General features: G+C 39.6%; 36 protein-coding genes. 6 read left to right on the forward strand and 30 right to left on the reverse strand.

Annotated features, from left to right (window positions below; translation table 11 throughout):
• Nucleotides 1-34 precede the first annotated feature (34 nt).
• The 6 genes from SM12261_RS08435 to SM12261_RS08460 all read left to right on the forward strand — a co-directional run bounded on the left by SM12261_RS08435 (nt 35) and on the right by SM12261_RS08460 (nt 7741).
• Nucleotides 35-1684: a sensor histidine kinase gene (locus tag SM12261_RS08435; RefSeq protein WP_078228265.1), complete on the forward strand. Its 1650-nt coding sequence runs from the start codon at nt 35-37 to the stop codon at nt 1682-1684.
• Nucleotides 1677-2447: a response regulator transcription factor gene (locus tag SM12261_RS08440; protein ID WP_000475407.1), complete on the forward strand. Its 771-nt coding sequence runs from the start codon at nt 1677-1679 to the stop codon at nt 2445-2447. Before SM12261_RS08435 ends, SM12261_RS08440 begins: the two co-directional genes overlap by 8 nt.
• A gap of 292 nt (nt 2448-2739) precedes the next feature.
• On the forward strand, nt 2740-3780 hold the full coding sequence (locus SM12261_RS08445; protein ID WP_000721791.1) for an ABC transporter substrate-binding protein: 1041 nt from the start codon (nt 2740-2742) through the stop codon (nt 3778-3780).
• 162 nt (nt 3781-3942) lie between these two features.
• Complete coding sequence (locus SM12261_RS08450; protein WP_000731167.1) at nt 3943-4989, forward strand: ABC transporter substrate-binding protein; 1047 nt, start codon at nt 3943-3945, stop codon at nt 4987-4989.
• Nucleotides 4990-5001: 12 nt separating this feature from the next.
• A complete protein-coding gene (locus tag SM12261_RS08455; RefSeq protein ID WP_001289690.1) occupies nt 5002-6093 on the forward strand; it encodes an ABC transporter ATP-binding protein in 1092 nt (363 codons plus the stop codon).
• Nucleotides 6083-7741 (forward strand): ABC transporter permease, encoded by a 1659-nt coding sequence (locus SM12261_RS08460; protein WP_000440014.1) that lies wholly within the window; start codon nt 6083-6085, stop codon nt 7739-7741. The genes SM12261_RS08455 and SM12261_RS08460 overlap by 11 nt, the downstream gene beginning before the upstream one ends.
• A 101-nt stretch (nt 7742-7842) precedes the next feature.
• Here SM12261_RS08460 and SM12261_RS08465 read toward each other — a convergent pair whose 3' ends face one another.
• The 30 genes from SM12261_RS08465 to rplD form a co-directional block, all read right to left on the reverse strand.
• On the reverse strand, nt 7843-8535 hold the full coding sequence (locus SM12261_RS08465; RefSeq protein WP_000241543.1) for a histidine phosphatase family protein: 693 nt from the start codon (nt 8533-8535) through the stop codon (nt 7843-7845).
• Between the two features lie 244 nt (nt 8536-8779).
• On the reverse strand, nt 8780-10117 hold the full coding sequence (locus SM12261_RS08470; protein ID WP_000354926.1) for a PFL family protein: 1338 nt from the start codon (nt 10115-10117) through the stop codon (nt 8780-8782).
• A 9-nt stretch (nt 10118-10126) separates the two neighbouring features.
• Nucleotides 10127-10393 (reverse strand): ACT domain-containing protein, encoded by a 267-nt coding sequence (locus SM12261_RS08475; protein ID WP_000644120.1) that lies wholly within the window; start codon nt 10391-10393, stop codon nt 10127-10129.
• 264 nt (nt 10394-10657) lie between these two features.
• The gene (rplQ, locus tag SM12261_RS08480) at nt 10658-11044 is read right to left on the reverse strand and encodes a 50S ribosomal protein L17 (RefSeq protein WP_000331493.1); all 387 of its coding nucleotides are present in this window, start codon (nt 11042-11044) and stop codon (nt 10658-10660) included.
• A gap of 11 nt (nt 11045-11055) precedes the next feature.
• On the reverse strand, nt 11056-11991 hold the full coding sequence (locus SM12261_RS08485; RefSeq protein WP_000568988.1) for a DNA-directed RNA polymerase subunit alpha: 936 nt from the start codon (nt 11989-11991) through the stop codon (nt 11056-11058).
• Between the two features lie 42 nt (nt 11992-12033).
• Nucleotides 12034-12417 carry a 30S ribosomal protein S11 gene (rpsK, locus tag SM12261_RS08490; protein ID WP_001118385.1) on the reverse strand — a complete coding sequence of 128 codons (384 nt, stop codon included), beginning with the start codon at nt 12415-12417 and terminating at the stop codon, nt 12034-12036.
• A gap of 17 nt (nt 12418-12434) precedes the next feature.
• On the reverse strand, nt 12435-12800 hold the full coding sequence (rpsM, locus tag SM12261_RS08495; RefSeq protein WP_000090781.1) for a 30S ribosomal protein S13: 366 nt from the start codon (nt 12798-12800) through the stop codon (nt 12435-12437).
• A gap of 17 nt (nt 12801-12817) precedes the next feature.
• A complete protein-coding gene (gene rpmJ / locus SM12261_RS08500; protein ID WP_001808836.1) occupies nt 12818-12934 on the reverse strand; it encodes a 50S ribosomal protein L36 in 117 nt (38 codons plus the stop codon).
• Nucleotides 12935-12958: 24 nt separating this feature from the next.
• Nucleotides 12959-13177 (reverse strand): translation initiation factor IF-1, encoded by a 219-nt coding sequence (gene infA / locus SM12261_RS08505; RefSeq protein WP_001029883.1) that lies wholly within the window; start codon nt 13175-13177, stop codon nt 12959-12961.
• Nucleotides 13178-13293: 116 nt separating this feature from the next.
• A complete protein-coding gene (locus tag SM12261_RS08510) occupies nt 13294-13932 on the reverse strand; it encodes an adenylate kinase (protein WP_001050436.1) in 639 nt (212 codons plus the stop codon).
• A 149-nt stretch (nt 13933-14081) separates the two neighbouring features.
• Nucleotides 14082-15392 carry a preprotein translocase subunit SecY gene (gene secY / locus SM12261_RS08515; RefSeq protein ID WP_000465403.1) on the reverse strand — a complete coding sequence of 437 codons (1311 nt, stop codon included), beginning with the start codon at nt 15390-15392 and terminating at the stop codon, nt 14082-14084.
• Between the two features lie 12 nt (nt 15393-15404).
• Nucleotides 15405-15845 (reverse strand): 50S ribosomal protein L15, encoded by a 441-nt coding sequence (gene rplO, locus SM12261_RS08520; protein WP_000766087.1) that lies wholly within the window; start codon nt 15843-15845, stop codon nt 15405-15407.
• Nucleotides 15846-15989: 144 nt separating this feature from the next.
• The gene (gene rpmD / locus SM12261_RS08525; protein WP_000057241.1) at nt 15990-16172 is read right to left on the reverse strand and encodes a 50S ribosomal protein L30; all 183 of its coding nucleotides are present in this window, start codon (nt 16170-16172) and stop codon (nt 15990-15992) included.
• Nucleotides 16173-16185: 13 nt separating this feature from the next.
• Entirely contained in the window at nt 16186-16680 is a 495-nt protein-coding gene (gene rpsE / locus SM12261_RS08530) for a 30S ribosomal protein S5 (protein WP_000874202.1), read from the reverse strand.
• A 17-nt stretch (nt 16681-16697) separates the two neighbouring features.
• Nucleotides 16698-17054 carry a 50S ribosomal protein L18 gene (rplR, locus tag SM12261_RS08535; RefSeq protein WP_000624044.1) on the reverse strand — a complete coding sequence of 119 codons (357 nt, stop codon included), beginning with the start codon at nt 17052-17054 and terminating at the stop codon, nt 16698-16700.
• Nucleotides 17055-17137: 83 nt separating this feature from the next.
• On the reverse strand, nt 17138-17674 hold the full coding sequence (gene rplF, locus SM12261_RS08540) for a 50S ribosomal protein L6 (protein ID WP_000086626.1): 537 nt from the start codon (nt 17672-17674) through the stop codon (nt 17138-17140).
• A gap of 191 nt (nt 17675-17865) precedes the next feature.
• A complete protein-coding gene (rpsH, locus tag SM12261_RS08545; RefSeq protein ID WP_000245504.1) occupies nt 17866-18264 on the reverse strand; it encodes a 30S ribosomal protein S8 in 399 nt (132 codons plus the stop codon).
• A 213-nt stretch (nt 18265-18477) separates the two neighbouring features.
• Entirely contained in the window at nt 18478-18663 is a 186-nt protein-coding gene (locus SM12261_RS08550; protein ID WP_001085697.1) for a type Z 30S ribosomal protein S14, read from the reverse strand.
• A gap of 17 nt (nt 18664-18680) precedes the next feature.
• A complete protein-coding gene (rplE, locus tag SM12261_RS08555; RefSeq protein WP_000013542.1) occupies nt 18681-19223 on the reverse strand; it encodes a 50S ribosomal protein L5 in 543 nt (180 codons plus the stop codon).
• A gap of 23 nt (nt 19224-19246) precedes the next feature.
• A complete protein-coding gene (rplX, locus tag SM12261_RS08560; protein WP_000497691.1) occupies nt 19247-19552 on the reverse strand; it encodes a 50S ribosomal protein L24 in 306 nt (101 codons plus the stop codon).
• Between the two features lie 78 nt (nt 19553-19630).
• Nucleotides 19631-19999, reverse strand: a complete 369-nt coding sequence (gene rplN / locus SM12261_RS08565) for a 50S ribosomal protein L14 (RefSeq protein ID WP_000616545.1) — start codon at nt 19997-19999, stop codon at nt 19631-19633.
• 25 nt (nt 20000-20024) lie between these two features.
• Nucleotides 20025-20285: a 30S ribosomal protein S17 gene (gene rpsQ / locus SM12261_RS08570; RefSeq protein ID WP_000440801.1), complete on the reverse strand. Its 261-nt coding sequence runs from the start codon at nt 20283-20285 to the stop codon at nt 20025-20027.
• A 24-nt stretch (nt 20286-20309) separates the two neighbouring features.
• On the reverse strand, nt 20310-20516 hold the full coding sequence (rpmC, locus tag SM12261_RS08575) for a 50S ribosomal protein L29 (protein ID WP_000772918.1): 207 nt from the start codon (nt 20514-20516) through the stop codon (nt 20310-20312).
• 9 nt (nt 20517-20525) lie between these two features.
• Nucleotides 20526-20939 (reverse strand): 50S ribosomal protein L16, encoded by a 414-nt coding sequence (gene rplP / locus SM12261_RS08580; protein ID WP_000960946.1) that lies wholly within the window; start codon nt 20937-20939, stop codon nt 20526-20528.
• Between the two features lie 3 nt (nt 20940-20942).
• The gene (gene rpsC / locus SM12261_RS08585; RefSeq protein WP_000529936.1) at nt 20943-21596 is read right to left on the reverse strand and encodes a 30S ribosomal protein S3; all 654 of its coding nucleotides are present in this window, start codon (nt 21594-21596) and stop codon (nt 20943-20945) included.
• A gap of 12 nt (nt 21597-21608) precedes the next feature.
• Nucleotides 21609-21953 carry a 50S ribosomal protein L22 gene (gene rplV / locus SM12261_RS08590; protein WP_000818137.1) on the reverse strand — a complete coding sequence of 115 codons (345 nt, stop codon included), beginning with the start codon at nt 21951-21953 and terminating at the stop codon, nt 21609-21611.
• Nucleotides 21954-21964: 11 nt separating this feature from the next.
• Nucleotides 21965-22246, reverse strand: coding sequence for a 30S ribosomal protein S19 (rpsS, locus tag SM12261_RS08595; RefSeq protein WP_000533766.1), 282 nt, complete (start codon nt 22244-22246; stop codon nt 21965-21967).
• A 103-nt stretch (nt 22247-22349) separates the two neighbouring features.
• Complete coding sequence (gene rplB, locus SM12261_RS08600; RefSeq protein WP_000512911.1) at nt 22350-23183, reverse strand: 50S ribosomal protein L2; 834 nt, start codon at nt 23181-23183, stop codon at nt 22350-22352.
• Between the two features lie 17 nt (nt 23184-23200).
• A complete protein-coding gene (locus SM12261_RS08605; RefSeq protein WP_001055347.1) occupies nt 23201-23497 on the reverse strand; it encodes a 50S ribosomal protein L23 in 297 nt (98 codons plus the stop codon).
• Entirely contained in the window at nt 23497-24120 is a 624-nt protein-coding gene (rplD, locus tag SM12261_RS08610) for a 50S ribosomal protein L4 (RefSeq protein WP_000024547.1), read from the reverse strand. Before rplD ends, SM12261_RS08605 begins: the two co-directional genes overlap by 1 nt.
• Between the last annotated feature and the right edge of the window lie 2 nt (nt 24121-24122).

The raw sequence follows: 24122 nt of genomic DNA on the forward strand, positions 1-24122 counted from the left end.
CTTATAACAAAAAACCCTTCCAAGGAGGTAGCGGATGTCTCATTCCTTTAAAAAATCTCTCCAAAAAGAAATTCTCCATAGAAGCTCTATCGCAGCCTTTATGACCTCTCTTTTACTACTCATTTTACTTTTTGGTTTTTCCTATTTTTTACAAAAGCAACAACTCTCCAAAGACACGAGACAGATTGTCAAACAAGTTCAAGAGATGAAAGAAGCAAATAATGAGCTCCTGACCACTATGAACTATAAAATGATTCCTGGATTTTTGGATGGCAAACACACAGAGAGAGAAGTCTTTAGCTTATTTTACGAGACAAAAGCTAAATTAAAACTTAGTTCTGACCTCATTATCCTAAGTGATACAGGTGAATTACTATTTAGTACCAATCGCAATCATCAAGAAAGTATTTTATCTCCCTACTATCTAAAACTGCTCATTCAAAATCCTTCTCAAGAAAAAGTTACAGAAAAAATTGCACTCTCTTCAGATAAGCAACATTACACACTCTTTATCAAACCACTACTTCAAAACCAACGAGTTATAGCCTATACGATTGCTTTCGTAAATGAGAATGATTTCATCTCAAGTTTCCCAATGATAAATTCTAAATACATCATTACCGATAGCTTTGGAAATATGTTTTCCAACAATACAAACCAGTTCACTCGCTCCACTCTTGAAAAATTTGATGAAAAACTCCTACACTCTCGTACCCACTGGTATGAGAATGAACCGCTTATTGTTCAAAAAGAAAAAGTCGGTGCTATTTTTTCAATCTATACTTTTCAATCCTTTTTTCCTATTCCTAGCTTACTCGGCCTAGCCTCCATTCTCACCTTATGTATATTCTTCCTCTACTTCTGGCAAGCAAGACGAATTGCTCATAAGATTGCTACACACAACGCTGTTCCTATTGAAAGCTTAGTTTACCAACTTCAAGAAATTCCCAAACAAGCAGAAAAAAGACTTTCTCTACAAACAGGTGATGAGTTTGAATTTATGGCCGAAAAAATTAATAATATGTTGTATGAATTAGATCAACTTCATCAGAAAATGTTGACCATCGAAAAAGAAAAGTGGATTTTTGAAAGAAAAATGCTGGAAGCTCAGTTCAATCCTCATTTTCTCTACAATACACTTGAGACGATTAAAATCACTTCTTTAATGGATGCAGCTCTCACACAAGACCTGATTCAAAATCTCACGCGCATTCTTCGCTACAGTATCACCGATTTAGAAAAAGAAACAACCATTTGCCAAGATTTAAAGATTATAGAGGATTACCTTATTATTCATAAGATTCGTTTCGAGCACTTTTCCTATGATATTGTCTGCCCAGAAACTATCGATAATCAACCTATTCCTAAACTTTTCTTGCTTCCTCTAGTAGAAAATGCTATAAAATATGGGATGCAATACCGTATTGATCTTCATATTGATATCCAAATTACCTTGGAAGCAGATTCTCTAACTTTTTTAGTCAAGGATAATGCTGGAGGACTCACAAAACAAGAGCGACTCGCTATTTTAGACTCTTTAGAAAGCCCTCATACCCAGCATGGCATCGTTAACAGCTATAAACGATTGAGCAATTTCTTTTCTGATGTCCAGCTAGATTTAGGAGTCAATCGCCAAGGAGAAACTTGGGTCAAATTTATAACGAAAGGACTAACTCATGTTTAAGCTCATTATCGTAGAAGACGAACACCTCATTCGAAAATGGCTAGAGATTGCCGTAGACTACTCTGCCTTAGGTATCCAAGTAGTAGGAACTGCCAGTCACGGTCAAGAGGGAATGAAACTCATCCAAGAAAAAGAACCTCATATTGTCTTAACAGACATCACAATGCCAATTATGGATGCTTTTATGATGTTCGAAGCCACTCGTACTCTCTCCTATGAAAAAGTTATTTTATCAGGTTATAACGATTTTCAAAATGCCAAAAAAGCCATGCAATATGGGGCAGTTGATTTCTTATCCAAACCAATTGATACCAAGGAGTTGACAGAATGTCTTCAAAAAATTGTTTTGCGATTACGAGTTAGCACTCGTCAAGAAACTCCTTTTTTAGAAGAATATCAAACTTTACTTACCTCTATCCAACAAATTGATACACAAAACCAAATCATTCAGCAAATTCTTGAATTTGTTCATCAACACTACTGTATGCACTTTACCATTTCTAGCATTGCAGAGAATCTAGGGTATAGCGAAAGTTATCTATATAAGGTTATCAAAGAAGACTTCCCAATGACGCTAAATGAATATATCTTACGCTACCGCCTCAAGCAAGCTATAGATAAAATGGCTGAATCCCCCAATTCCCCCCTAAGCGATATCTCTGAACAAATTGGATTTTCAGACTATAAATATTTTGCAAAAGTTTTTAAAAAGTATCTCCATATTTCTCCAAAAGAATTAAAACTCATGGATAAAAACCATTGATGTAAAAGGATTGCTCAGCTCAGGCAATCTTTTTATTTTGTGCTTTTACCCAATGAAAATCAAAGTGCTAACTACTCAAATCATAGCTTTGAGATTGCAGATAAAGCGACGTGTTTTGAAGAGTATTACCATCAAAATCTCAGCTACAATTCACCCATCCTTGCTCTAGGAACCCATTTCCTATTTCCCGTTTTAGATTTCTTTAAGGTTTTTATTATATCCTGTAGAACTCTACAATTTAAAAACATTAACAATCTAGGTAGAGAAATTGTTCGTAAAAAAGGAGATACTTATGAAAAAAATACTATTCTTTCTCTCTTGTGGATGGATATTCCTTTCTTTATCAGGATGTTCTTCACCTATAGAAGCAGAAACTAGCGCTGAAAAAGATTCAGATAACACTTTGGTTGTCTACTCGCCTAACCCTGAAGACCTTATCGAAGAAACAATCCCTTCCTTCGAAGAAAAATATGGTATTAAGGTTGATTTAGTACAAGCCAGCACTGGTGAATTATTCAAAAAAGCTGAGGCCGAAAGAGAATCCCCAGTAGCCGATGTCATTTTCGGAGGCTCCTACGCCCTCTTCTCTTCTAACGAAAAACTTTTTGAACCTTATATTTCTCAAGAAAACGACCAGATAATCCCTGAATATCAAAATAAAACTGGATTCTACACCCCTTACACACTGGATGTCAGTGTTATCATTGCCAATTCAGCCCTTACAAAAGATATAAAAATTGAAGGCTACAATGATCTACTCAATCCTAAATTAAAAGGAAAAATTGCTACTGCTGATCCAAGTAATGCTTCTAGTGCCTTTGCTCAATTAACAAACATGCTTGTAGACCAAGGTGGATACGAAAATGAACAAGCTTGGACCTATGTAAAAAATCTATTTACCCTAGTAGATGGAAAGATTGCATCTAGTTCTTCAAATGTTTACAAAGCTGTCGCCGATGGGGAAATGGCTGTTGGACTCACCTATGAAGATCCTGCTTTAAAACTCTTAAATGATGGGGTTGATGTAAAAGTCATTTATCCAAAAGAAGGAACCGTCTTTTTACCTGGTAACGCAGCTATCGTCAAAAATGCCAAACACATGGAAAACGCTAAGAAATTTATCGATTTCCTCCTTTCTCAAGAAATCCAAGATAAGCTAGGAACTGAAACAACAATCAGACCCATTCGTAAAAATGCTAAAACCAATAAAAATATGAAGGCTATGACAGAAATCAAGATTGCCACCGAAGATTCAGATTATGTCATTAAAAATAAATCCACTATTCTTAAAAAGTACAATGATATTTTCACAGATATTCTATCTAAAAAATAAAATTTGATTTCCCAATGATTAACTGTCGCACCCTACTATAAAATCAAAAAGATTGCTTCCGTTTTTGTAGAGAATTTTACTCTAATAGAATAGAATTATCGGTTTTAAAAACGCTTACATTATTTTAAAATAAACTTAAATAACATAACGGAGGTATCCATCATGAAAAAGAAATGGATGTATTATGCTGCTTGCGGACTAGCTCTTTTTGGTCTTGCCGCTTGTTCTTCTAGTGAATCTGCCGATGACAGTTCATCTGATAAAGGAGACGGCGGTTCGCTAGTCGTTTATTCACCAAACTCAGAGGGCTTAATTGGAGCAACTATTCCCGCCTTTGAAGAAAAATACGGTATTAAAGTAGAACTGATTCAAGCTGGTACTGGAGAACTTTTCAAAAAACTAGAGTCAGAAAAAGAAGCTCCTGTAGCCGATGTTATCTTTGGTGGTTCTTATACACAATATGCTACCCACGGAGAACTCTTTGAAAACTATACTTCAAAAGAAAATGATAATGTTATCAAAGAATATCAAAACACAACTGGCTACTCTACTCCTTATACACTAGATGGTAGTGTTTTAATCGTCAATCCTGATTTAACGAAAGGCATGAACATCGAAGGATATAGCGACCTTCTCAAACCTGAACTAAAAGGAAAAATCGCAACTGCTGACCCAGCAAACTCTTCTAGCGCCTTTGCTCAATTAACAAATATGCTACAAGCTCAAGGTGGTTACAAAGACGATAAAGCTTGGTCTTATGTAAAAGATCTCTTCACACTTATTGATGGTAAAATCGGTTCAAGCTCATCTGGTGTCTATAAAGCAGTCGCTGACGGAGAAATGGCTGTTGGTCTCTCTTATGAAGATCCAGCAGTTAAACTCTTAAATGACGGAGCTAACATTAAGGTAGTCTATCCAAAAGAAGGAACAGTCTTCCTACCTGCTAGTGCTGCTATCGTTAAAAAAGCTAAAAATATGGAAAATGCCAAAAAATTTATCGATTTTATTATCTCTCAAGAAGTACAAGATACACTTGGTACAACCACTACTAACCGTCCTGTTCGTAAAAATGCTAAAACGAGCGAAAATATGAAACCAATTGACAAAATCAAAACACTCACTGAAGATTATGATTATGTCATCAAGAATAAATCAGATATCGTTAAAAAATACAACGAAGTCTTTACAGATATCCAATCTAAACAGTAAAAGAGGTTCACTATGAGTGAGATCAAAATTATTAACGCAAAAAAAATCTATCACGATGTCCCTGTTATTGAGAATTTGAACATTACAATTCCAAAAGGAAGTCTCTTTACCCTTCTTGGGCCTTCAGGGTGTGGGAAAACGACCCTTCTTCGTATGATTGCAGGTTTCAACAGTATCGAAGGCGGAGAATTTTACTTCGATGATAAAAAAATCAATAATATGGAACCCAGCAAACGCAATATCGGGATGGTTTTCCAAAACTACGCTATTTTCCCACATTTGACTGTCCGAGATAATGTTGCTTTTGGTCTCAAGCAAAAGAAGGTTCCAAAAGAAGAATTGATTCAACAAACCAATAAATATCTTGAACTCATGCAAATTGTTCAATATGCGGATCGAAAGCCCGATAAACTCAGTGGTGGACAACAACAACGTGTCGCTTTGGCACGTGCCTTAGCGGTTAATCCAAGTGTTCTCCTCATGGACGAGCCACTTAGTAATCTAGATGCCAAACTTCGCTTGGATATGCGTCAAGCCATTCGAGAAATCCAACACGAAGTGGGAATTACAACCGTTTATGTGACCCACGACCAAGAAGAAGCTATGGCTATTTCAGATCAAATTGCTGTTATGAAAGACGGAGTCATCCAACAAATCGGTCGACCAAAAGAACTCTATCATAAACCAGCTAATGAGTTTGTAGCAACCTTTATCGGACGCACAAATATTATCCCTGCCAATCTCGAAAAACGGAGCGACGGCGCTTATATCGTCTTTTCAGATGGCTATGCTCTTCGAATGCCAGCTCTTGATCAGGCTGAGGAGCAAGCCATTCATGTAAGTATTCGTCCTGAAGAGTTTATCAAAGATGAATCTGGAGATATTGAAGGAATTATTAGCGATAGCGTCTATCTTGGACTGAATACTGAATACTTCATCGAAACAGGATTTGCCTCAAAAATTCAGGTTAGCGAAGAATCAACTTTTGAAGAAGATCTACAAAAAGGCGATCGTATTCGTCTACGAATCAATACTCAAAAATTAAATGTCTTTTCTGCAAATGGTTCACAAAACCTGATAAAAGGAGTCAACCATGGAACGTAAAAAACTAAATATTTGGACAGCCTCCTCTTTCTTCATCTTTCTTACTTATCTTGTCTTTCTCGTTTATCCTATCGTTACCGTGCTCAAGCAAGCACTCATACATGAAGGACAATTCTCACTAGCTAATTTTGTCACTTTCTTTAGTAAAGCTTACTACTCTGAGACACTTGTCAACAGTTTCAAGGTCTCCATTACCGCTACTGTCACTTCCTTAGTCGTAGGAACCCTATTAGCTTATCTCTTCTCTATGTATGACTTCAAGGGAAAGAAATTTCTACAAATATTGATTATCATTGCTTCTATGTCAGCTCCTTTCGTGGGAGCCTACTCCTGGATTCTCTTGCTGGGACGAAATGGGGTAATTACTAAATTCCTGACAAATTCTCTTCATCTTCCAGCTATCGATATTTATGGATTCAAAGGAATTGTACTTGTCTTTACACTGCAACTATTCCCACTGGTATTTCTATACGTTGCTGGTACAATGAAAAGTATTGACAATTCTCTACTTGAAGCCGCTGAAAGCATGGGGTCCTTCGGATTTAAGCGTATCGTAACGGTTGTTTTACCTCTCCTAGTTCCAACCTTACTAGCAGCTGCCCTGCTTGTATTTATGAGAGCATTCTCAGACTTTGGAACGCCTATGTTGATTGGTGAAGGATATCGGACTTTCCCCGTCTTGATTTATACCCAATTCATTAGCGAGGTTGGAGGAAATTCTGCTTTTGCATCTGCTTTAGCAATTATGGCGATTATCATTGCCTTGGCGATTTTCCTTATCCAAAAATACATCTCAAACCGCTACAGTTTCAGCATGAATTCGCTCCATCCAATTGAGCCTAAAAAAACTACAAAAGGAAAAATGGCTGCCATTTATGCAACAGTCTACGGAATTATCTTGTTCTCTGTTCTACCTCAAGTCTACTTGATTTATACTTCTTTCCTAAAAACATCAGGTATGGTATTTGTCAAAGGTTATTCTCTAAACAGTTACAAGGTGGCTTTCAATCGTATGGGATCTGCTATTTTCAATACCATTCGTATCCCTTTGATTGCCTTAGTTCTAGTTGTCCTATTCGCAACATTTATCTCCTACCTAGCCGTTAGAAAACGGAATTTGTTTACAAACTTAATTGACAGCCTCAGTATGGTCCCTTATATTGTACCAGGAACCGTTCTAGGGATTGCCTTCATTTCTTCCTTCAATACCGGTCTATTTGGAAGTGGATTTCTTATGATTACAGGAACTGCTTTCATCTTGATTATGTCTCTATCTGTCAGAAGATTACCGTATACTATTCGCTCATCTGTTGCTAGCTTGCAACAAATAGCACCAAGTATTGAAGAAGCTGCTGAAAGCTTAGGAAGTAGCCGTCTCAATACCTTTGCCAAGATTACAACTCCAATGATGCTATCTGGTATTATTTCTGGAGCTATCCTATCTTGGGTTACAATGATTTCAGAACTCTCTACTTCTATCCTCCTCTACAATGTCAAAACAAGAACAATGACTGTAGCCATTTATACAGAGGTTCTCAGAGGGAATTACGGTGTAGCCGCAGCCTTATCAACTATCCTGACTGTTCTAACAGTAGGTTCCTTGCTCTTGTTTATGAAAATCTCTAAAAGCAATAGCATTACACTTTAGTTTTCCCCATCAAAAACAGCCGAAAGGATTACTTCGGCTGTTTTTTCTTATTTTGATATTCCTACTAGATTCCTAGTTCATTGCAAGCAAGTCTAGACTAATTAAATAGAGACTTCCTCCATCTTCTCACGTCCTAGTTCTCGGTAACTACTGTCACCGACAACTTCTACGCTAAACTGGCCGTCCTCATATTCAAGTATCGTCACGCTACCATTATCGAGACCATGCGGATGCATGCCATTAATCAGATACACAATGGTTCCAATGGTCATTCCGTGGCTCACGACTAGGGCATTGCCCCCACCTTGCTCTTCCATTTCTTTGGCAATCGCTTCAAAACCTTCCTTGATTCGGCCACTGAGTTTTTCCCATCCTTCAGCCCAACCAGCTGTATCGACCTCTACCAACCCCTCAGCCAGTTCAGCATAAGACAATTGGTGAACATGATCCACATTAAAGATACGAGGAATAATGCCCATGAAAAGATCACCATCATAAGCTCCGTCAAAGCTACCAAAACACCATTCTCTGATACGTTTGTCCATGCGATAAGGGATTTTCCCCTGCAAACCAAGTTCTTCAAGAATAATTCCCATTGTCTGAATGGTGCGGCCAGAATCACTGGAATAAGCGCGATCAAACTGTAGACCAGATTCTCGCAAACCGATTCCTAATTCTTGAATCCCTCGCTCACCTTCAGCCGTTAAAGGAGTATCGCTCCAACCTTGCGCGCGACCAATCGTGTTAAACATAGTCTTGCCATGACGTACCAAATACAATCGTACTTTTACCATTTTCCGTCCTCCGTTTGCTTCTATTATATCATGGATGATAAAACAAAAGCCACCCAGACAGGTGACTTTTGCAGGAGATTATTATGAAAAAGTTTAGGAGTTCTATTAAATAAAGATATTAGATGAAAATCAAATTCAAACTAAATCAGTGTTATCTGTTTCAAATAATATTAGGAGGTCTTTATTTAATGATTATAGTATACACATCCAACCTTAAATAGAACTTAAAATTTCTCCTATTTTCTTAATTTTTAAAACTATGAATTGGTGCTGGGATTTGTCCCCCACGAGAAATGAAATCGACAGACGAAGCCCCATTGACTTTCATAACAGGTGCAGTTCCTAATAGGCCACCAAACTCAATCATATCTCCTTCTTTTCCTTTTGGAATGATACGAACAGCCGTTGTCTTCATGTTAATGACACCAATTGCAGCCTCATCCGCAATCATAGCTGCAATGGTTTCAGCAGGAGTATCTTCTGGGATGGCAATCATATCCAAACCAACGGAACAGATAGCCGTCATAGCTTCTAGTTTTTCCAAATTAAGAGAGCCATTTTGCACTGCAGCAATCATTCCTTCATCCTCTGAAACAGGGATAAAGGCACCAGACAAACCACCAACTTGGTTGCAAGCCATAACTCCGCCCTTCTTAACTTGGTCGTTCAAGAGAGCCAAGGCAGCCGTCGTTCCATGCGTACCAACTGTCTCTAGCCCCATTTCCTCAAGGACACGTGCCACAGAGTCTCCAACTGCAGGTGTTGGTGCCAAACTCAAGTCCACAATACCAAACTCCACACCCAGTCTCTCACTGGCCATTTGACCAACCAATTGACCGATACGAGTGATTTTAAAGGCAGTTTTCTTGACTGTTTCTGCTACTACATCAAAGCTCTGTCCACGAACTTTTTCCAAGGCACGTTTCACCACACCAGGACCAGAAACTCCGACATTGATGATAACATCTGCCTCCCCAACACCATGGAAGGCACCCGCCATAAATGGATTGTCCTCAACAGCATTAGCGAATACAACCAACTTAGCTGCCCCCATATCAGATAGAGTTGCCGTTTCCTTGATAACTCGTCCCATATCTGCGACAGCCGTCATATTGATACCAGACTTGGTTGAGCCTATATTGACTGACGAGCAGACCTTATCCGTTTCAGCCAAAGCACGAGGAATAGAATTGATAAGAATCTCATCTCCCTTTTGATAACCCTTTTGTACCAAGGCTGAAAAACCACCAATAAAGTCCACACCAATCTCTTTCGCAGCCTTATCAAGTGCTTTTGCCAGAACCACATAGTCTGTCGCATCTGTCGCCGCCCCAATCAGAGAAATAGGAGTCACCGATACACGCTTATTAACGATTGGAATCCCCAACTCAGCCGCAATTTCATCGCCAACAGCCACTAAATTAGCTGCCTTGGTCCTAATCTTTTGATAAATTTTCTCCGCAGCACGATTGATATCCGGATCGATACAGTCCAATAGGGAAATCCCCATGGTAATAGTTCTGATATCGAAGTTTTGCTCCTCAATCATGGAGATGGTTTCAGTAACTTGTCTAATATCCATGATAACCTCCTAGATATTATACATAGCTTCGAAAATCGCTGCACTCTGAATGTTGATTTTCACATTCAAAATTTGCCCAAAAGCTTCAAATTCATTACGAAGACGTGTAAAATCTTGCTTTTCATCACTAGAGACGACAGCCATCATCGTGAAATATTCATCCAAGACAGTTTGAGAGATATCATCAATATTCAAACCCAATTCTGCTATTTTACCAGAAACACCTGCAACAATTCCAGATTTATCTTTACCAACAACAGTTATAATCGCTTTCATAAGCAAACTCCAATTCTTCTTTTAATAGGAAACCTGAACATTAAACAGGATTCTTTTCAAATAGTATAGCATAATTCTAACTAAAATACTCAAAAACGCCTGCTTACGAAGTTGTTCTTAAGAAAAAAACAATTTCGTAAACAAGCGTCTACTATCCCAACTTATGATGAGTGTTCCCGCTAGGACCGAAATCCTAGCGGTAGACCAGAGCTAGACTAAGAGCACAAGACTCCATCATCATAACACTCAACAAAATTGATGATTTTATACTAATTCGATGATCGCCATTGGCGCTGCATCACCACGACGTGGTTCAGTTTTAAGGATACGAGTGTATCCACCGTTACGTTCAGCATAACGAGGTGCAATTTCTGAGAACAATTTTTGAAGTGCTGTAGTAGAAGTGTACTTATCAGTTGCTTCATCATAGTTTTCAGATGCGATTTCATTACGTACGAAAGCAGCTGCTTGACGACGTGCATGCAAATCACCACGTTTACCTAGAGTAATCATTTTTTCAACAGTTTTACGGATTTCTTTAGCACGAGCTTCAGTTGTCACGATTGATTCGTTGATCAAAAGGTCAGTTGTCAAATCGCGAAGCATTGCTTTACGTTGTGAGCTAGTGCGTCCTAGTTTACGGTAAGCCATTTATTCCTCCTTTATTTATCTTTTAATCCAAGACCCAAATCAATGAGTTTGAGTTTCACTTCTTCCAAACTCTTGCGTCCAAGATTTCGTACTTTCATCATCTCTGCTTCAGATTTTTCTGTCAAATCATGCACAGTATTGATACCGGCACGTTTCAAACAGTTGTATGAACGCACAGACAAGTCCAGTTCCTCAATCGTACGATCCAAAATACGGTCGTCAGATTCAGTATCAGCTTCTTTCATCACTTCAGTTGACTTAGCAATCTCAGTAAGATTTGTAAACAAATCAAGATGTTCTGTCAAAATACGTGCTGAAAGCCCTAAAGCATCTTCTGGAATAATTGTTCCATTTGTCAAGATTTCAAGGGTTAATTTGTCAAATCCATCATTGCTACCTACACGAGCAGGTTCCACTTGATAGTTGACTTTTGTAACTGGTGTATAAATAGAATCTACAGCAAGTGTTCCAACTGGTGCATTATCTTTTTTATTTTCATCAGCAGGTACATATCCACGACCACTGTTAACAGTCATAGTCGCTTTTAGGGAAGAACCTTCACCGATTGTAAAGAGATAATGATCTGGATTTACAATTTCAATATCGCTATCTGTCAAAATGTCACCAGCTGTTACCTCAGCAGGACCTTCAACATCCAGTTCGATGATTTTTTCGTCTTCAACGTACGATTTCACTGCAATTCCTTTAATGTTCAGAATGATTTGCATCACGTCTTCACGAACACCTGGAACTGTGTCAAACTCATGTAACACACCATCAATATTGATAGATGTCACAGCTGCTCCTGGTAGAGAAGCTAGAAGTACACGACGAAGAGAGTTACCAAGAGTTGTACCGTAGCCACGTTCAAGTGGTTCGATTACAAACTTGCCATAATCTTTATTTTCATCAATTTTTGTTATATTTGGTTTTTCAAACTCGATCATTTAGTTACTCCCTCTTAAACGAAAAGCAGTGTAATGCGATGATTATACACGGCGACGTTTTGGAGGACGAGCACCATTGTGTGGCACTGGAGTCACATCACGAATTGCTGTTACTTCAAGACCAGCGGCAGCAAGCGCACGAATAGCTGACTCACGACCAGAACCTGGACCTTTTACAGTAACTTCAACTGATTTAAGACCGTGTTCTTGTGCAGATTTAGCAGCAGCTTCAGAAGCCATTTGAGCAGCGAATGGTGTAGATTTACGAGAACCTTTGAAACCAAGAGCACCAGCTGATGACCAAGCAATTGCATTACCATGCACATCAGTAATCATAACAATAGTGTTATTAAATGTAGCGTGAATATGAGCAATACCAGATTCGATATTCTTTTTCACACGACGTTTACGTGTTGGTTTAGCCAAGACTTTTACCTCCTATATTATTTTTTCTTACCAGCAATCGCAACAGCTTTACCTTTACGAGTGCGAGCGTTGTTTTTAGTGTTTTGTCCACGGACAGGAAGTCCACGACGGTGACGGATACCACGGTATGAACCGATTTCCATCAAACGTTTGATGTTCAAGTTTACTTCACGACGAAGGTCACCTTCAACTTTGATTGCATCCACTTCACGACGGATAGCATCTTCTTGATCTGATGTAAGATCACGTACACGAACATCTTCTGAGATTCCAGCAGCAGCCAAAATTTTCTTAGATGTTGCAAGTCCGATACCATAAACATAAGTCAATGAGATTACTACGCGTTTGTCATTTGGAATGTCAACTCCAGCAATACGAGCCATGTTTTCTCCTTTCTATCTTATCCTTGACGTTGTTTGTGTTTTGGATTTGCTGGGCAAATTACCATAACACGACCATTACGACGAATAACTTTACAGTATTCGCAAATTGGTTTGACCGATGGTCTTACTTTCATTTCTTATCCCTCCAAGTTTTTCGATTATTTAAAGCGGTAAGTGATACGTCCACGTGTCAAGTCATATGGACTCATTTCGACAGTAACACGATCTCCCGCTAAAATACGAATATAGTTTTTACGAATTTTACCAGAAACTGTTGCTAAAATCTGATGTCCATTTTCAAGTTCAACCGTAAACATTGCATTCGGCATTGTATCAACTACTTTGCCTTCAACTTCAATCACATCGTCTTTTGCCACGCAAAAGCACCTCCATAAATTTCGATTCGATGCCTCTAGACACAGAGACAACAATTATAAGTCAGACTATCTCAGTATAACATTTGTAGCGGATTTTTGCAAGTGTGAAAAACGCTTTATTTCAAATTTGTCAATACTTTTTCGATATCTGAGAAGACATCATTGATATCTTGATTACCTTCGATGTCATGAACCAAACCTTTGGCACGGTAGTGAGCAATGATTGGTTCCCCTTGAGCAATATTCACATCCAAACGACGTTTGACTGTCTCAGGCTTATCATCTTCACGTTGGTAGTAATCTTCTTCTTTATAGTCAACTGGTGGGTTAAAGACCTTGTGGAAAGTTTCTCCAGTTACGCGGTGGATGATACGGCCACTCAAACGTTCCAAGAGGCTGTCTGGATTCACTTCGATGTTGATAACACCTTCTAGTTCAATGCCAAGTTCAGCCAATGTTTTGTCCAAGGCATGAGCTTGTTCAATTGTACGTGGGTAACCATCCAACAAGAATCCTGTTTCTTTAATATCATCTTGTGAAAGACGTTCTTTTACGATCCCATTTGTAACTTCGTCAGGAACCAATTCACCCTTGTCAATGTATGACTTAGCAAGAACACCCATTTCAGTTTGATTTGCCATAGCAGCACGGAACATATCACCTGTTGAGATATGTGCAACATGGAATTGTTCTACGATTTTTGCTGCTTGAGTTCCCTTACCTGCACCAGGTAAGCCCATAATCAAAAGATTCATGATTTGATCTCCTTATTTTATTTTTAAATAGAAGCAAAAAGTTTTTTCACCCCTATTTAAAAACAAAATAGAAGAGGGGAGACCAAACTCTCACTAATGTTAGAGTTAAACCTCCACTCCCTCAGTAATTACTGATTCAGTAATTACTTTTATTCTGTTCTGTCCATGAAACCAACATACTTACGTTTCAATAGGTAGCCTTCCAATTGTTTGATTCCTTCAATACCTGTAGAGATAATGATCAAAAGACTGGTTCCTCCAAAAGCAACTGCTTCTGAAAGTCCGAAAACATCTTTTGCTACGATCGGTAAAATAGAAATCACACCAAGGAAGAGAGAACCAACAGTTGCAAGACGACGAAGAAGTTTAGACATATATTCTTCTGTACCTTTACCAGGACGAACTCCATGGATATAAGCACCGCTCTTTTGTAAGTTTTCTGCCGCTTTTTCAGGATTAATCTGTACAAACGTATAGAAGAATGTAAAGAGAATAATCAATAAAGCATACATGGCAATACCAGTTGGTGAAGTTGTTGCCAGCATTTCTTGTGCTGTTCTTACCCAAGCCCAATCATGACCTGTAGCACTCAAAAACTGAAGAATAGCCGCAGGCGCTGCAGTAATCGAACTTGCAAAGATAACAGGGATAACTCCAGCAGGGTTTACCTTCAAAGGAAGGTAAGAGCTAGATGGAGCACCTTGTGCAACCTTAGTATATTGGATTGGAATTTTGTATTCTGCTTGTTGAACATAAGTTGTAAAATAAATGATCAACAATACAGTAATAATCAAAATGATTACGAAAATGATGGATGAGTTGATACGGCTACTTGGGACGTTCACAAAGTAGTCCACATAGATGCCCTGAATCATCTCTGGAATTGAGGCAACAATCCCGGCAAAGATAATCATAGAAACACCATTTCCGTATCCCTTATCTGTAATTTGCTCTCCCAACCAAGTCACAATCATACTACCAGCTGTTAAGATGATACCAATCATGATAAAGACTTGTGGAGTAAGAGCTGTTTTCAACAATTGAGCTCCAGCCAAAGTATTAAAACCAGCTGTAATCCCGATCGATTGCACAAAGGCTAGAACAAGAGCAATATAACGAGTAGCTTGATTTAATTTTCTTCGACCTACTTCCCCTTGTTTACCCCACTCTACAAATTTGGGTAAAATATCCATTTGCAAGAGTTGGACAACGATAGAGGCCGTAATGTAGGGGCTAACACCAAGAGCAAAAACTGAGAAGTTTTTCATGGCATTCCCTGACACCAAGCTCAACATGTTTAAGAAGGATAATCCACTTAAAGCATTCAAGCTATTGGCATTCACACCAGGAACTGTAATGCTAGTTCCGATACGAAAGACCAAAACGATAAAAATTGTGAATAAAATTTTTGATCGAACCTGCTTGACTTTAAGAGCTTCTCTTAATAATTTAAAAAACATAGGTCACCTCTCTTAGATGACTTCTACTGAACCACCTTTAGCAGTGATAGCTTCTTCAGCTGATTTAGAGAATTTAGCTGCTTTCACAGTCAATTTCTTAGTCAACTCACCGTTACCAAGAATTTTAATACCTGATTTTTCAGCTTTAACAATTCCTGCTTCGATAAGAACAACTGGAGTAACTTCAGCACCATCTTCAAAGACGTTCAATTGGTCAAGGTTCACAATTGCGTATTCTTTAGCGTTGATGTTAGTGAATCCACGTTTTGGAAGACGACGGAACAATGGAGTTTGTCCACCTTCAAAACCAAGGCGAACTCCGCCACCGCTACGAGCTTTTTGACCTTTTTGACCACGACCAGATGTTTTACCGTTACCTGATGAAGTACCACGACCAACGCGGTTACGTACTTTACGAGAACCTTCTGCAGGTTTCAATTCATGAAGTTTCATTTTTATTTTCTCCTCTTTTGTAAAATGCTAGCGCCGATAAGGGAGAAAAGGTTGTCTCCCCCATCAACTCGCCTATACGACGTCATCATAGATGACTATATCTAGTTTTAGGGGATGGTATAGTGCACATCCCCTAAAAATTCATTAGTTTACTTCTTCAACTGTTACCAAGTGAGATACTGCAGTGATCATACCACGGATAGCAGCGTTATCTTCTTTAATAACAGAGCTGTTCAATTTGCCAAGTCCAAGTGCTACAACAGTTTTACGTTGTGATGGAATGCGTCCGATTGGAGACTTAGTCAAAGTAATTTTAATTTGAGCCATTTTATCCCCTTTCTTATGCCAAATCAGAAACTGAAATACCACGAAGGGCAGCAACTTCTTCAGCGCGTTTCAATTGTTTCAAACCTTCAACAGTTGCACGAACAATGTTGATTGGAGTGTTAGAACCAAGTGATTTAGATGTAATATCTGCCACACCTGCCAATTCCACAACGGCACGAACTGCACCACCAGCGGCAACTCCAGAACCTTCTACAGCAGGTTTCAACAATACTTTAGCTCCACCGAATTCTGAAAGAACTTCGTGTGGGATTGTTGTTCCAACCATAGGAACTTCGATCAAGTTTTTCTTAGCATCATCTACTGCTTTACGGATTGCTTCTGGAACTTCTTGAGCTTTACCAGTACCAAATCCTACGCGACCGTTGTGGTCACCAACAACAACAAGAGCTGCGAAACGAAGACGACGTCCACCTTTAACAACTTTTGTAACACGGTTGACAGCAACTACGCGTTCTTCTAATTCAACTGCATTGTCTTTAAATGCCATTTTCTAGTGTCCTCCTATTAGAATTTCAATCCGTTTTCACGAGCTGCATCAGCCAAAGCTTTCACACGTCCGTGATATAGATATCCACCGCGGTCGAACACCACTTCTGAAATACCTTTAGCGTTTGCACGTTCTGCAACGAGTTTACCGACAGCAACGGCTTGTTCAGTTTTAGTTCCTTTTGAAACTTCTTTGTCAAGAGTTGAAGCACTTGCGAGCGTTACACCCGCTACGTCATCAATCACTTGAGCGTAGATGCCTGTATTAGAACGGAATACGTTCAAACGTGGGCGATCAGCAGTTCCAGAGAGTTTTCCGCGAACGCGACGGTGGCGTTTTTGGCGGAGTTTGTTTTTATCTGGTTTTGAAATCACAGTTTTCACCTCTTTAGTTTTAAATCGTGTGCTATGCACAAAGTTGGAAAATAGGTTGGTGGTTGAGACTCAACCACTCAACATTATTTACCTGTTTTACCTTCTTTACGGCGAACGAATTCACCAACGTAACGGATACCTTTACCTTTATATGGTTCTGGTGAACGAAGGCTACGTACGTAAGCAGCTGTTTGACCAACTACTTCTTTTGAAATTCCGCTAACAACGATTGTTGTTGGGTTTGGAAGTTCAAAAGTAATTCCTTCTGGAGCTTCAACTTCGTCTGGATGAGATTTACCAACAGCCAAAACAAGTTTAGATCCTTGAAGTTGTGCACGGTAACCAACCCCGCGCATTTCAAGTTCTTTCTTGAATCCTTCTGATACACCAACAACCATGTTGTTCAAAAGGGCACGAGTAGTTCCGTGGATAGTTTTCATTTCTTTTGAATCATTTGGACGGTGAAGAGTTACTTCAGTACCTTCCACACGGATTTCAATATCTTTTGAGAACTCACGAGTAAGTTCTCCTTTAGGTCCTTTTACAGTTACAACGTTGTCATTGTTAGTGATTTCTACACCAGCAGGCAACACGATAACTTTATTACCAATACGTGACATGTTTATTTTCTCCTGTTAAATTGTCAGGCCAGAACGGCCAGTTTTCACGGGGTTCAGATACTTATTTAGTTCAAGAGCTGAACTGAACACGCTCTAAGAACTGTGCAAAATAGATAAGTTGGCTTGTTTGTAAACAAACTTCTCCAACTTTCTAATTTTGCTTTGTTCTTTACGAGCTTTGTATCTTGATTTTACCAAACGTAAGCGATAACTTCTCCACCAACATTCTTTTGGCGTGCTTCTTTATCAGTAAGCAAACCTTCAGAAGTTGAAAGGATAGCAATTCCAAGTCCGTTAAGAACTTTTGGAAGGTCTTCACGTTTTTTGTAGACACGAAGTCCTGGTTTAGAAACACGTTTCAAGTTAGTGATAACTTTTTCACCGTTTGGTCCGTATTTAAGGAATACACGGATGATGCCTTGTTTGTCATCTTCGATGATTTCAACGTTTTTTACAAAACCTTCGCGTTTAAGGATTTCAGCAATCCCTTTTTTGATGTTTGATGCAGGTACTTCAAGTACTTCGTGTTTAGCTTGGTTAGCATTACGAATACGAGTTAGGAAGTCTGCGATTGGGTCAGTCATAACCATTTTGTTTTTCTCCTCTTACTAGTAGTTTGCAAGTTGCACTTGCTAGTTAATGATTGAGCTAGGCTCAGATAGTATTGATACATTCAAATGAGAAAACTCTTATTTGAACACGAGCTACAACCTGTGCAAAAAAGATAAATTTGTTTTGGAGCATCGCTCCTACACCAAATTTCCTATTTTTGCTGTGGTTGTTACGCTCTTCGTATCATGATATTACCAAGATGCTTTGGTAACGCCTGGGATTTGTCCTTTGTAAGCTAATTCACGGAAGCAAACACGGCAAAGTTTAAATTTGCGGTAAACTGAATGTGGACGACCACATTTTTCACAACGAGTATAAGCTTGAGTAGAGAACTTCGCTGGACGTTTGTTCTTAGCAATCATTGATTTTTTAGCCATTAGATTTACCTCCTATATTATTTTGCAAAAGGCATTCCAAGGCCTGTAAGCAATGCACGTGACTCTTCGTCAGTGTTAGCAGTTGTTACGATAACGATGTCAAGACCACGAGTTTTGTCAACGTCATCGAAGTTGATTTCTGGGAAAATCAATTGTTCTTTCACACCAAGTGTGTAGTTTCCGCGTCCATCAAATGATTTTGTTGGAACACCGTGGAAGTCACGTACACGTGGAAGTGAAACTGAAACCAATTTATCCAAGAATTCGTACATACGTTCACCACGAAGGGTAACTTTTGCACCGATCGCAACACCTTCACGAAGACGGAAGCCGGCGATTGATTTTTTAGCTTTAGTGATAAGTGGTTTTTGACCTGAGATAAGTGCCAATTCTTCAGCAGCTTTTTCAAGGCTTTTAGCGTTTGATACAGCTTCACCAACACCCATGTTCAAAACGATCTTATCTACTTTAGGCACAGCCATCACTGATGAGTAGTTGAATTGTTCTGTCAAAGCAGGAACTACTTCATTAAGATATTTTTCTTTTAAACGATTTGCCATTATACTTCTCCTTTCCTTCGTGATTAATCAAGCACTTCGCCTGATTTTTTGTTGTAGCGAACTTTTTTACCGTCTACAAATTTGTAACCAACACGACCAGCTACACCATTTTTGTCCAAAACTTGAACGTTTGATACGTGGATAGCTGCTTCTTTCTCGATGATACCACCTTGAGGAAGTTCGTTAGTTGGACGTTGGTGTTTCTTAACGATGTTAACACCTTCAACGATAACTTTGTTTACTTTTGGAAGGGCAGTAAGGACAACAGCTTCTGTTCCCTTATCTTTACCAGCGATTACGCGAACTTTGTCGCCTTTTTTTACAAACATTAGGTTTCTCCTTGATTTTTCTTACGCCCATAAGGGCACCCTGGAGGTAAATCCAGGGGACTAGTTTGTTTCTAAAAATTAAAGTACTTCTGGAGCAAGTGACACGATCTTCATGAAGCCACCTTCACGCAATTCACGTGCAACTGGGCCAAAGATACGTGTTCCGCGAGGAGTTTTGTCTTCACGGATGATAACTGCTGCGTTTTCGTCAAATTTGATGTATGAACCATCAGCACGACGAGCACCTGATTTAGTACGAACGATAACTGCTTTAACAACGTCACCTTTTTTAACCGCACCACCAGGAGTAGCTTGTTTTACAGATGCCACGATAACATCACCGATGTTTGCAAATTTACGTCCTGAACCACCAAGAACTTTGATAGTCAAGATTTCGCGAGCACCGCTGTTGTCTGCGACTTTCAAACGAGTTTCTGTTTGAATCATTTCAGTTTTCTCCTTTCAGGTTTGATTAGATGATGACCGCTTCTTCAACAACTTCTACAAGACGGAAACGTTTTGTAGCTGAAAGCGGGCGAGTTTCCATGATACGTACGATATCGCCTTCTTTGGCAACATTGTTTTCATCATGAGCTTTGTATTTTTTAGAGTAGTTAATACGTTTACCATAGACTGGGTGGTTACGTTTTGTTTCAACTACAACTGTGATTGTCTTGTCCATTTTGTCAGATACAACACGTCCAACAAGAACTTTACGATTATTGCGTTCCATTGAAATTTCTCCTTCCCTAGTCTATTATTTCGCTTCAGATTGAACTGTTTTGATACGAGCGATTTGTTTTTTAACTTCTTTCAAGCGAGCTGTTTGTTCCAATTGACCAGTAGCAGCTTGGAAACGAAGTTCAAACAATTCTTTTTTCAATTCGTTTTCGCGCTTCGCGAGTTCTTCTTGAGAAAGACCACGAAGTTCTTTAACAAATTCTTTTACTTCATTAAGTTTCATGCCTTCTCCTTATTCTGCTTCACGTTTTACGAATTTACATTTAACTGGCAATTTGTGGCTAGCAAGACGAAGCGCTTCGCGAGCGATCTCTTCAGATACACCAGCGATTTCGAACATCACTTTACCACGTTTAACTGGTGCTACCCAACCTTCAGGTGCCCCTTTACCAGATCCCATACGCACACCGATAGCTTTAGCAGTGTATGATTTGTGTGGGAAGATTTTAATCCAAACTTTACCACCACGTTTCATGTAACGAGTCATGGCGATACGAGCAGCTTCGATTTGGCGGTTAGTGATCCAGTGGCTAGTTGTAGCTTGAAGACCGTATTCACCGAATGCTACTTCTTTTCCACCTTTTGCTTCACCGCGCATTTTTCCACGGAATTCACGACGGTGTTTAACACGTTTAGGTACTAACATTGGTTATTTACCTCCTTTAGTGTTTTTGCGAGCTGGAAGAACTTCACCACGGTAGATCCATACTTTAACACCAAGTTTACCGTATGTAGTATCTGCTTCTTCCCAAGCGTAATCGATATCTGCACGAAGTGTGTGAAGTGGAACAGTTCCTTCAGAGTATCCTTCAGCACGGGCGATATCTGCACCGTTCAAACGACCTGATACTTGAGTTTTGATTCCTTTAGCTCCAGCACGCATTGCACGTTGGATTGCTTGTTTTTGTGCACGACGGAAAGCAACACGTTGCTCCAATTGACGAGCAATTCCTTCACCTACAAGGTGAGCATCCAAATCAGGTTGTTTGATTTCGATGATGTTGATGTGTACTTGTTTTCCAGTCAATTTGTTAAGTTTCGCACGGAGTGCATCAACGTTAGCACCACCTTTACCGATAACCATACCTGGTTTAGCAGTGTGAAGTGAAACGTTAACTTTGTTTACTGCGCGTTCGATTTCGATAGTTGAAACTGCTGCGTCAGCAAGTTCTTTTTGAACGAATTTACGGATTGCAAGATCTTCATGAAGGTAATCCGCGTATTCTTTTTCAGCATACCATTTGGCATCCCAATCACGGATGATGCCGACACGCATACCAATTGGATGTACTTTTTGACCCACGATTTTACCTCCTTATTTTTCTGCAACAGCTACAGTGATGTGAGCTGTACGTTTGTTGATTGGTGAAGCTGAACCTTTCGCACGTGGACGGAAACGTTTCATAGTTGGTCCTTCGTTTGCGAATGCTTCAGATACTACCAAGTTAGCTTTATCCAAACCAAAGTTGTTTTCAGCGTTAGCTACAGCTGAGTTCAAAACTTTCAAGATGATTTCAGCAGCTTTGTTTGGAGTGAATGTCAAGATTGCGATTGCATCGGCTACGCTTTTACCACGGATGTTATCAAGAACAAGACGTGATTTACGAGGTGAAACACGTACTGTACGAGCCATTGCTTTAGCTGAAGTAATTTCTGCCATTTATGTTCTCCTTATTTTCTACGTGTTTTCTTGTCGTCTGCAGCGTGACCTTTGTAAGTACGAGTTGGTGCAAATTCACCAAGTTTGTGACCTACCATGTCTTCTTGGATGTAAACAGGTACGTGTTTACGTCCGTCATAAACTGCGATAGTGTAACCAATGAAACTTGGGAAGATCGTTGAACGACGTGACCAAGTTTTAATAACTTTTTTCTTTTCGTCGTTAGCTTGAGCTTCAACTTTTTTCATCAAATGCTCATCGACGAAAGGTCCTTTTTTAAGACTGCGTCCCATTTTTATATTTTCTCCTTTAAATGTTGTACCACAGCGGCTTGCGCTCACAAGCAGCGCTACCGAGCTGGCGGATTTACTAGTTGCTTAAGCGACTAGTTTAATATTATTTCTCGTTGCGACGACGAACGATAAGTTTGTCAGATTTCGCTTTCTTGTTACGAGTTTTAAGACCAAGAGCAGGTTTGCCCCATGGAGTAGATGGTGCTTTACGACCAACTGGTGCTTTACCTTCACCACCACCGTGTGGGTGATCGTTAGGGTTCATTACAGAACCACGAACTGTTGGGCGGATACCTTTCCAACGGCTACGTCCTGCTTTACCAAGGTTTACAAGTCCATGTTGTTCGTTTCCGACAACACCAACTGTAGCACGACAAGTTCCAAGAATCATACGAACTTCACCTGATTGAAGACGAACAAGAACGTATTTACCTTCAGAACCCAATACTTGAGCAGATGCTCCAGCAGCACGTACCAATTCACCACCACGACCTGGTTTCAACTCGATGTTGTGGATCAAAGTACCAACTGGAATGTTAGCAAGTGGAAGAGCGTTTCCGACTTTGATATCTGCTTCTGGACCTGAAACGATACGTTGACCAACTTCAAGACCTTTTGGAGCGATGATGTACGCTTTCACACCGTCAGTGTAGTGTACAAGAGCGATGTTTGCAGAACGGTTTGGATCGTACTCAATTGTTTTAACAACTGCTTCAACGTTGTCTTTGTTACGTTTGAAGTCAACCAAACGGTAGAAACGTTTGTGTCCACCACCTTGGTGACGAACTGTGATACGACCGTTGTTGTTACGACCAGCCTTGCTCTTCAATGCAACAAGCAATGATTTTTCAGGAGTGCTTGTTGTGATTTCAGCGAAATCCAAAGAAGTCATATTACGGCGACCGTTTGTTGTTGGTTTATAAACACGAATTCCCACGATATTTCCTCCTTAGATTATTCAGCTTCAGCAGCAAACAACTCGATTGCTTTTGAATCAGCTGTAAGTGTGATGATAGCTTTTTTAGTTTTGTTAGTAAAACCAGTGTAACGTCCAACACGTTTAGCTTTTGGTTTTACGTTGATTGTGTTAACATTTGCAACTTTAACACCTTCGAAAGCAGCTTCAACAGCTTGCTTAATCAAAAGTTTGTGTGCACGAGTGTCAACTTCAAATACATATTTTCCTGCTTCAAGTTGAGCCATTGAGCTTTCAGTGATTACAGGTTTTTTGATAACATCATACAAATTCATTATGCAAGAACCTCCTCGATTTTAGAGATAGCTGCTTGAGTAACAAGAAGTTTGTCACTATTTGCGATGTCAAGAACACTTGCAGTTGTAGCAGTCGCAACTTTCACGTTTGGAAGGTTACGAGCTGAGAGAGCTGCGAATTCGTTTCCTTCTTCAAGAATAACAAGGACTTTAGAATCGATGCTCAAAGCTGCAAGAACTTTTGCAAATTCAGCAGTTTTTGGAGCTGTAAATTCAAGAGAATCAACGGCTACAAATTTATTTTCAGCAACTTTTTCTGAGTAAACAGATTTAAGCGCAAGGCGACGAACTTTTTGAGGAAGTTTGTACGCATAGCTACGTGGAGTTGGTCCGAAGACGATTCCACCACCACGCCATTGTGGAGAGCGGATAGAACCTTGACGAGCACGTCCAGTTCCTTTTTGACGCCATGGTTTGCGTCCGCCACCTGAAACAGCTGAGCGGTTTTTAACTGCGTGAGTTCCTTGACGAAGGCTAGCACGTTGGCTGATGATCACATCAAACACAACAGATTCATTTGGTTCGATACCAAAGATTGCATCGTTAAGAACAACTTCGCCCGCTTGTTTACCAGTTTGGTCGAATAATGTTACATTTGCCATTT

The organism is Streptococcus mitis NCTC 12261, from assembly GCF_000148585.2.
Taxonomy (GTDB): domain Bacteria; phylum Bacillota; class Bacilli; order Lactobacillales; family Streptococcaceae; genus Streptococcus; species Streptococcus mitis.

Bases quoted from the DNA above. Each gene is read 5' to 3' on its own strand.
- SM12261_RS08435 (WP_078228265.1), top strand. From the start codon at position 35: ATGTCTCATTCCTTTAAAAAATCTCTCCAAAAAGAAATTCTCCATAGA.
- SM12261_RS08440 (WP_000475407.1), top strand. From the start codon at position 1,677: ATGTTTAAGCTCATTATCGTAGAAGACGAACACCTCATTCGAAAATGG.
- SM12261_RS08445 (WP_000721791.1), top strand. From the start codon at position 2,740: ATGAAAAAAATACTATTCTTTCTCTCTTGTGGATGGATATTCCTTTCT.
- SM12261_RS08450 (WP_000731167.1), top strand. From the start codon at position 3,943: ATGAAAAAGAAATGGATGTATTATGCTGCTTGCGGACTAGCTCTTTTT.
- SM12261_RS08455 (WP_001289690.1), top strand. From the start codon at position 5,002: ATGAGTGAGATCAAAATTATTAACGCAAAAAAAATCTATCACGATGTC.
- SM12261_RS08460 (WP_000440014.1), top strand. From the start codon at position 6,083: ATGGAACGTAAAAAACTAAATATTTGGACAGCCTCCTCTTTCTTCATC.
- SM12261_RS08465 (WP_000241543.1), bottom strand. From the start codon at position 8,535: ATGGTAAAAGTACGATTGTATTTGGTACGTCATGGCAAGACTATGTTT.
- SM12261_RS08470 (WP_000354926.1), bottom strand. From the start codon at position 10,117: ATGGATATTAGACAAGTTACTGAAACCATCTCCATGATTGAGGAGCAA.
- SM12261_RS08475 (WP_000644120.1), bottom strand. From the start codon at position 10,393: ATGAAAGCGATTATAACTGTTGTTGGTAAAGATAAATCTGGAATTGTT.
- rplQ (WP_000331493.1), bottom strand. From the start codon at position 11,044: ATGGCTTACCGTAAACTAGGACGCACTAGCTCACAACGTAAAGCAATG.
- SM12261_RS08485 (WP_000568988.1), bottom strand. From the start codon at position 11,991: ATGATCGAGTTTGAAAAACCAAATATAACAAAAATTGATGAAAATAAA.
- rpsM (WP_000090781.1), bottom strand. From the start codon at position 12,800: ATGGCTCGTATTGCTGGAGTTGACATTCCAAATGACAAACGCGTAGTA.
- rpmJ (WP_001808836.1), bottom strand. From the start codon at position 12,934: ATGAAAGTAAGACCATCGGTCAAACCAATTTGCGAATACTGTAAAGTT.
- SM12261_RS08510 (WP_001050436.1), bottom strand. From the start codon at position 13,932: ATGAATCTTTTGATTATGGGCTTACCTGGTGCAGGTAAGGGAACTCAA.
- secY (WP_000465403.1), bottom strand. From the start codon at position 15,392: ATGTTTTTTAAATTATTAAGAGAAGCTCTTAAAGTCAAGCAGGTTCGA.
- rplO (WP_000766087.1), bottom strand. From the start codon at position 15,845: ATGAAACTTCATGAATTGAAACCTGCAGAAGGTTCTCGTAAAGTACGT.
- rpmD (WP_000057241.1), bottom strand. From the start codon at position 16,172: ATGGCTCAAATTAAAATTACTTTGACTAAGTCTCCAATCGGACGCATT.
- rpsE (WP_000874202.1), bottom strand. From the start codon at position 16,680: ATGGCATTTAAAGACAATGCAGTTGAATTAGAAGAACGCGTAGTTGCT.
- rplF (WP_000086626.1), bottom strand. From the start codon at position 17,674: ATGTCACGTATTGGTAATAAAGTTATCGTGTTGCCTGCTGGTGTAGAA.
- rpsH (WP_000245504.1), bottom strand. From the start codon at position 18,264: ATGGTTATGACTGACCCAATCGCAGACTTCCTAACTCGTATTCGTAAT.
- SM12261_RS08550 (WP_001085697.1), bottom strand. From the start codon at position 18,663: ATGGCTAAAAAATCAATGATTGCTAAGAACAAACGTCCAGCGAAGTTC.
- rplE (WP_000013542.1), bottom strand. From the start codon at position 19,223: ATGGCAAATCGTTTAAAAGAAAAATATCTTAATGAAGTAGTTCCTGCT.
- rplX (WP_000497691.1), bottom strand. From the start codon at position 19,552: ATGTTTGTAAAAAAAGGCGACAAAGTTCGCGTAATCGCTGGTAAAGAT.
- rplN (WP_000616545.1), bottom strand. From the start codon at position 19,999: ATGATTCAAACAGAAACTCGTTTGAAAGTCGCAGACAACAGCGGTGCT.
- rpsQ (WP_000440801.1), bottom strand. From the start codon at position 20,285: ATGGAACGCAATAATCGTAAAGTTCTTGTTGGACGTGTTGTATCTGAC.
- rpmC (WP_000772918.1), bottom strand. From the start codon at position 20,516: ATGAAACTTAATGAAGTAAAAGAATTTGTTAAAGAACTTCGTGGTCTT.
- rplP (WP_000960946.1), bottom strand. From the start codon at position 20,939: ATGTTAGTACCTAAACGTGTTAAACACCGTCGTGAATTCCGTGGAAAA.
- rplV (WP_000818137.1), bottom strand. From the start codon at position 21,953: ATGGCAGAAATTACTTCAGCTAAAGCAATGGCTCGTACAGTACGTGTT.
- rpsS (WP_000533766.1), bottom strand. From the start codon at position 22,246: ATGGGACGCAGTCTTAAAAAAGGACCTTTCGTCGATGAGCATTTGATG.
- SM12261_RS08605 (WP_001055347.1), bottom strand. From the start codon at position 23,497: ATGAATTTGTATGATGTTATCAAAAAACCTGTAATCACTGAAAGCTCA.
- rplD (WP_000024547.1), bottom strand. From the start codon at position 24,120: ATGGCAAATGTAACATTATTCGACCAAACTGGTAAACAAGCGGGCGAA.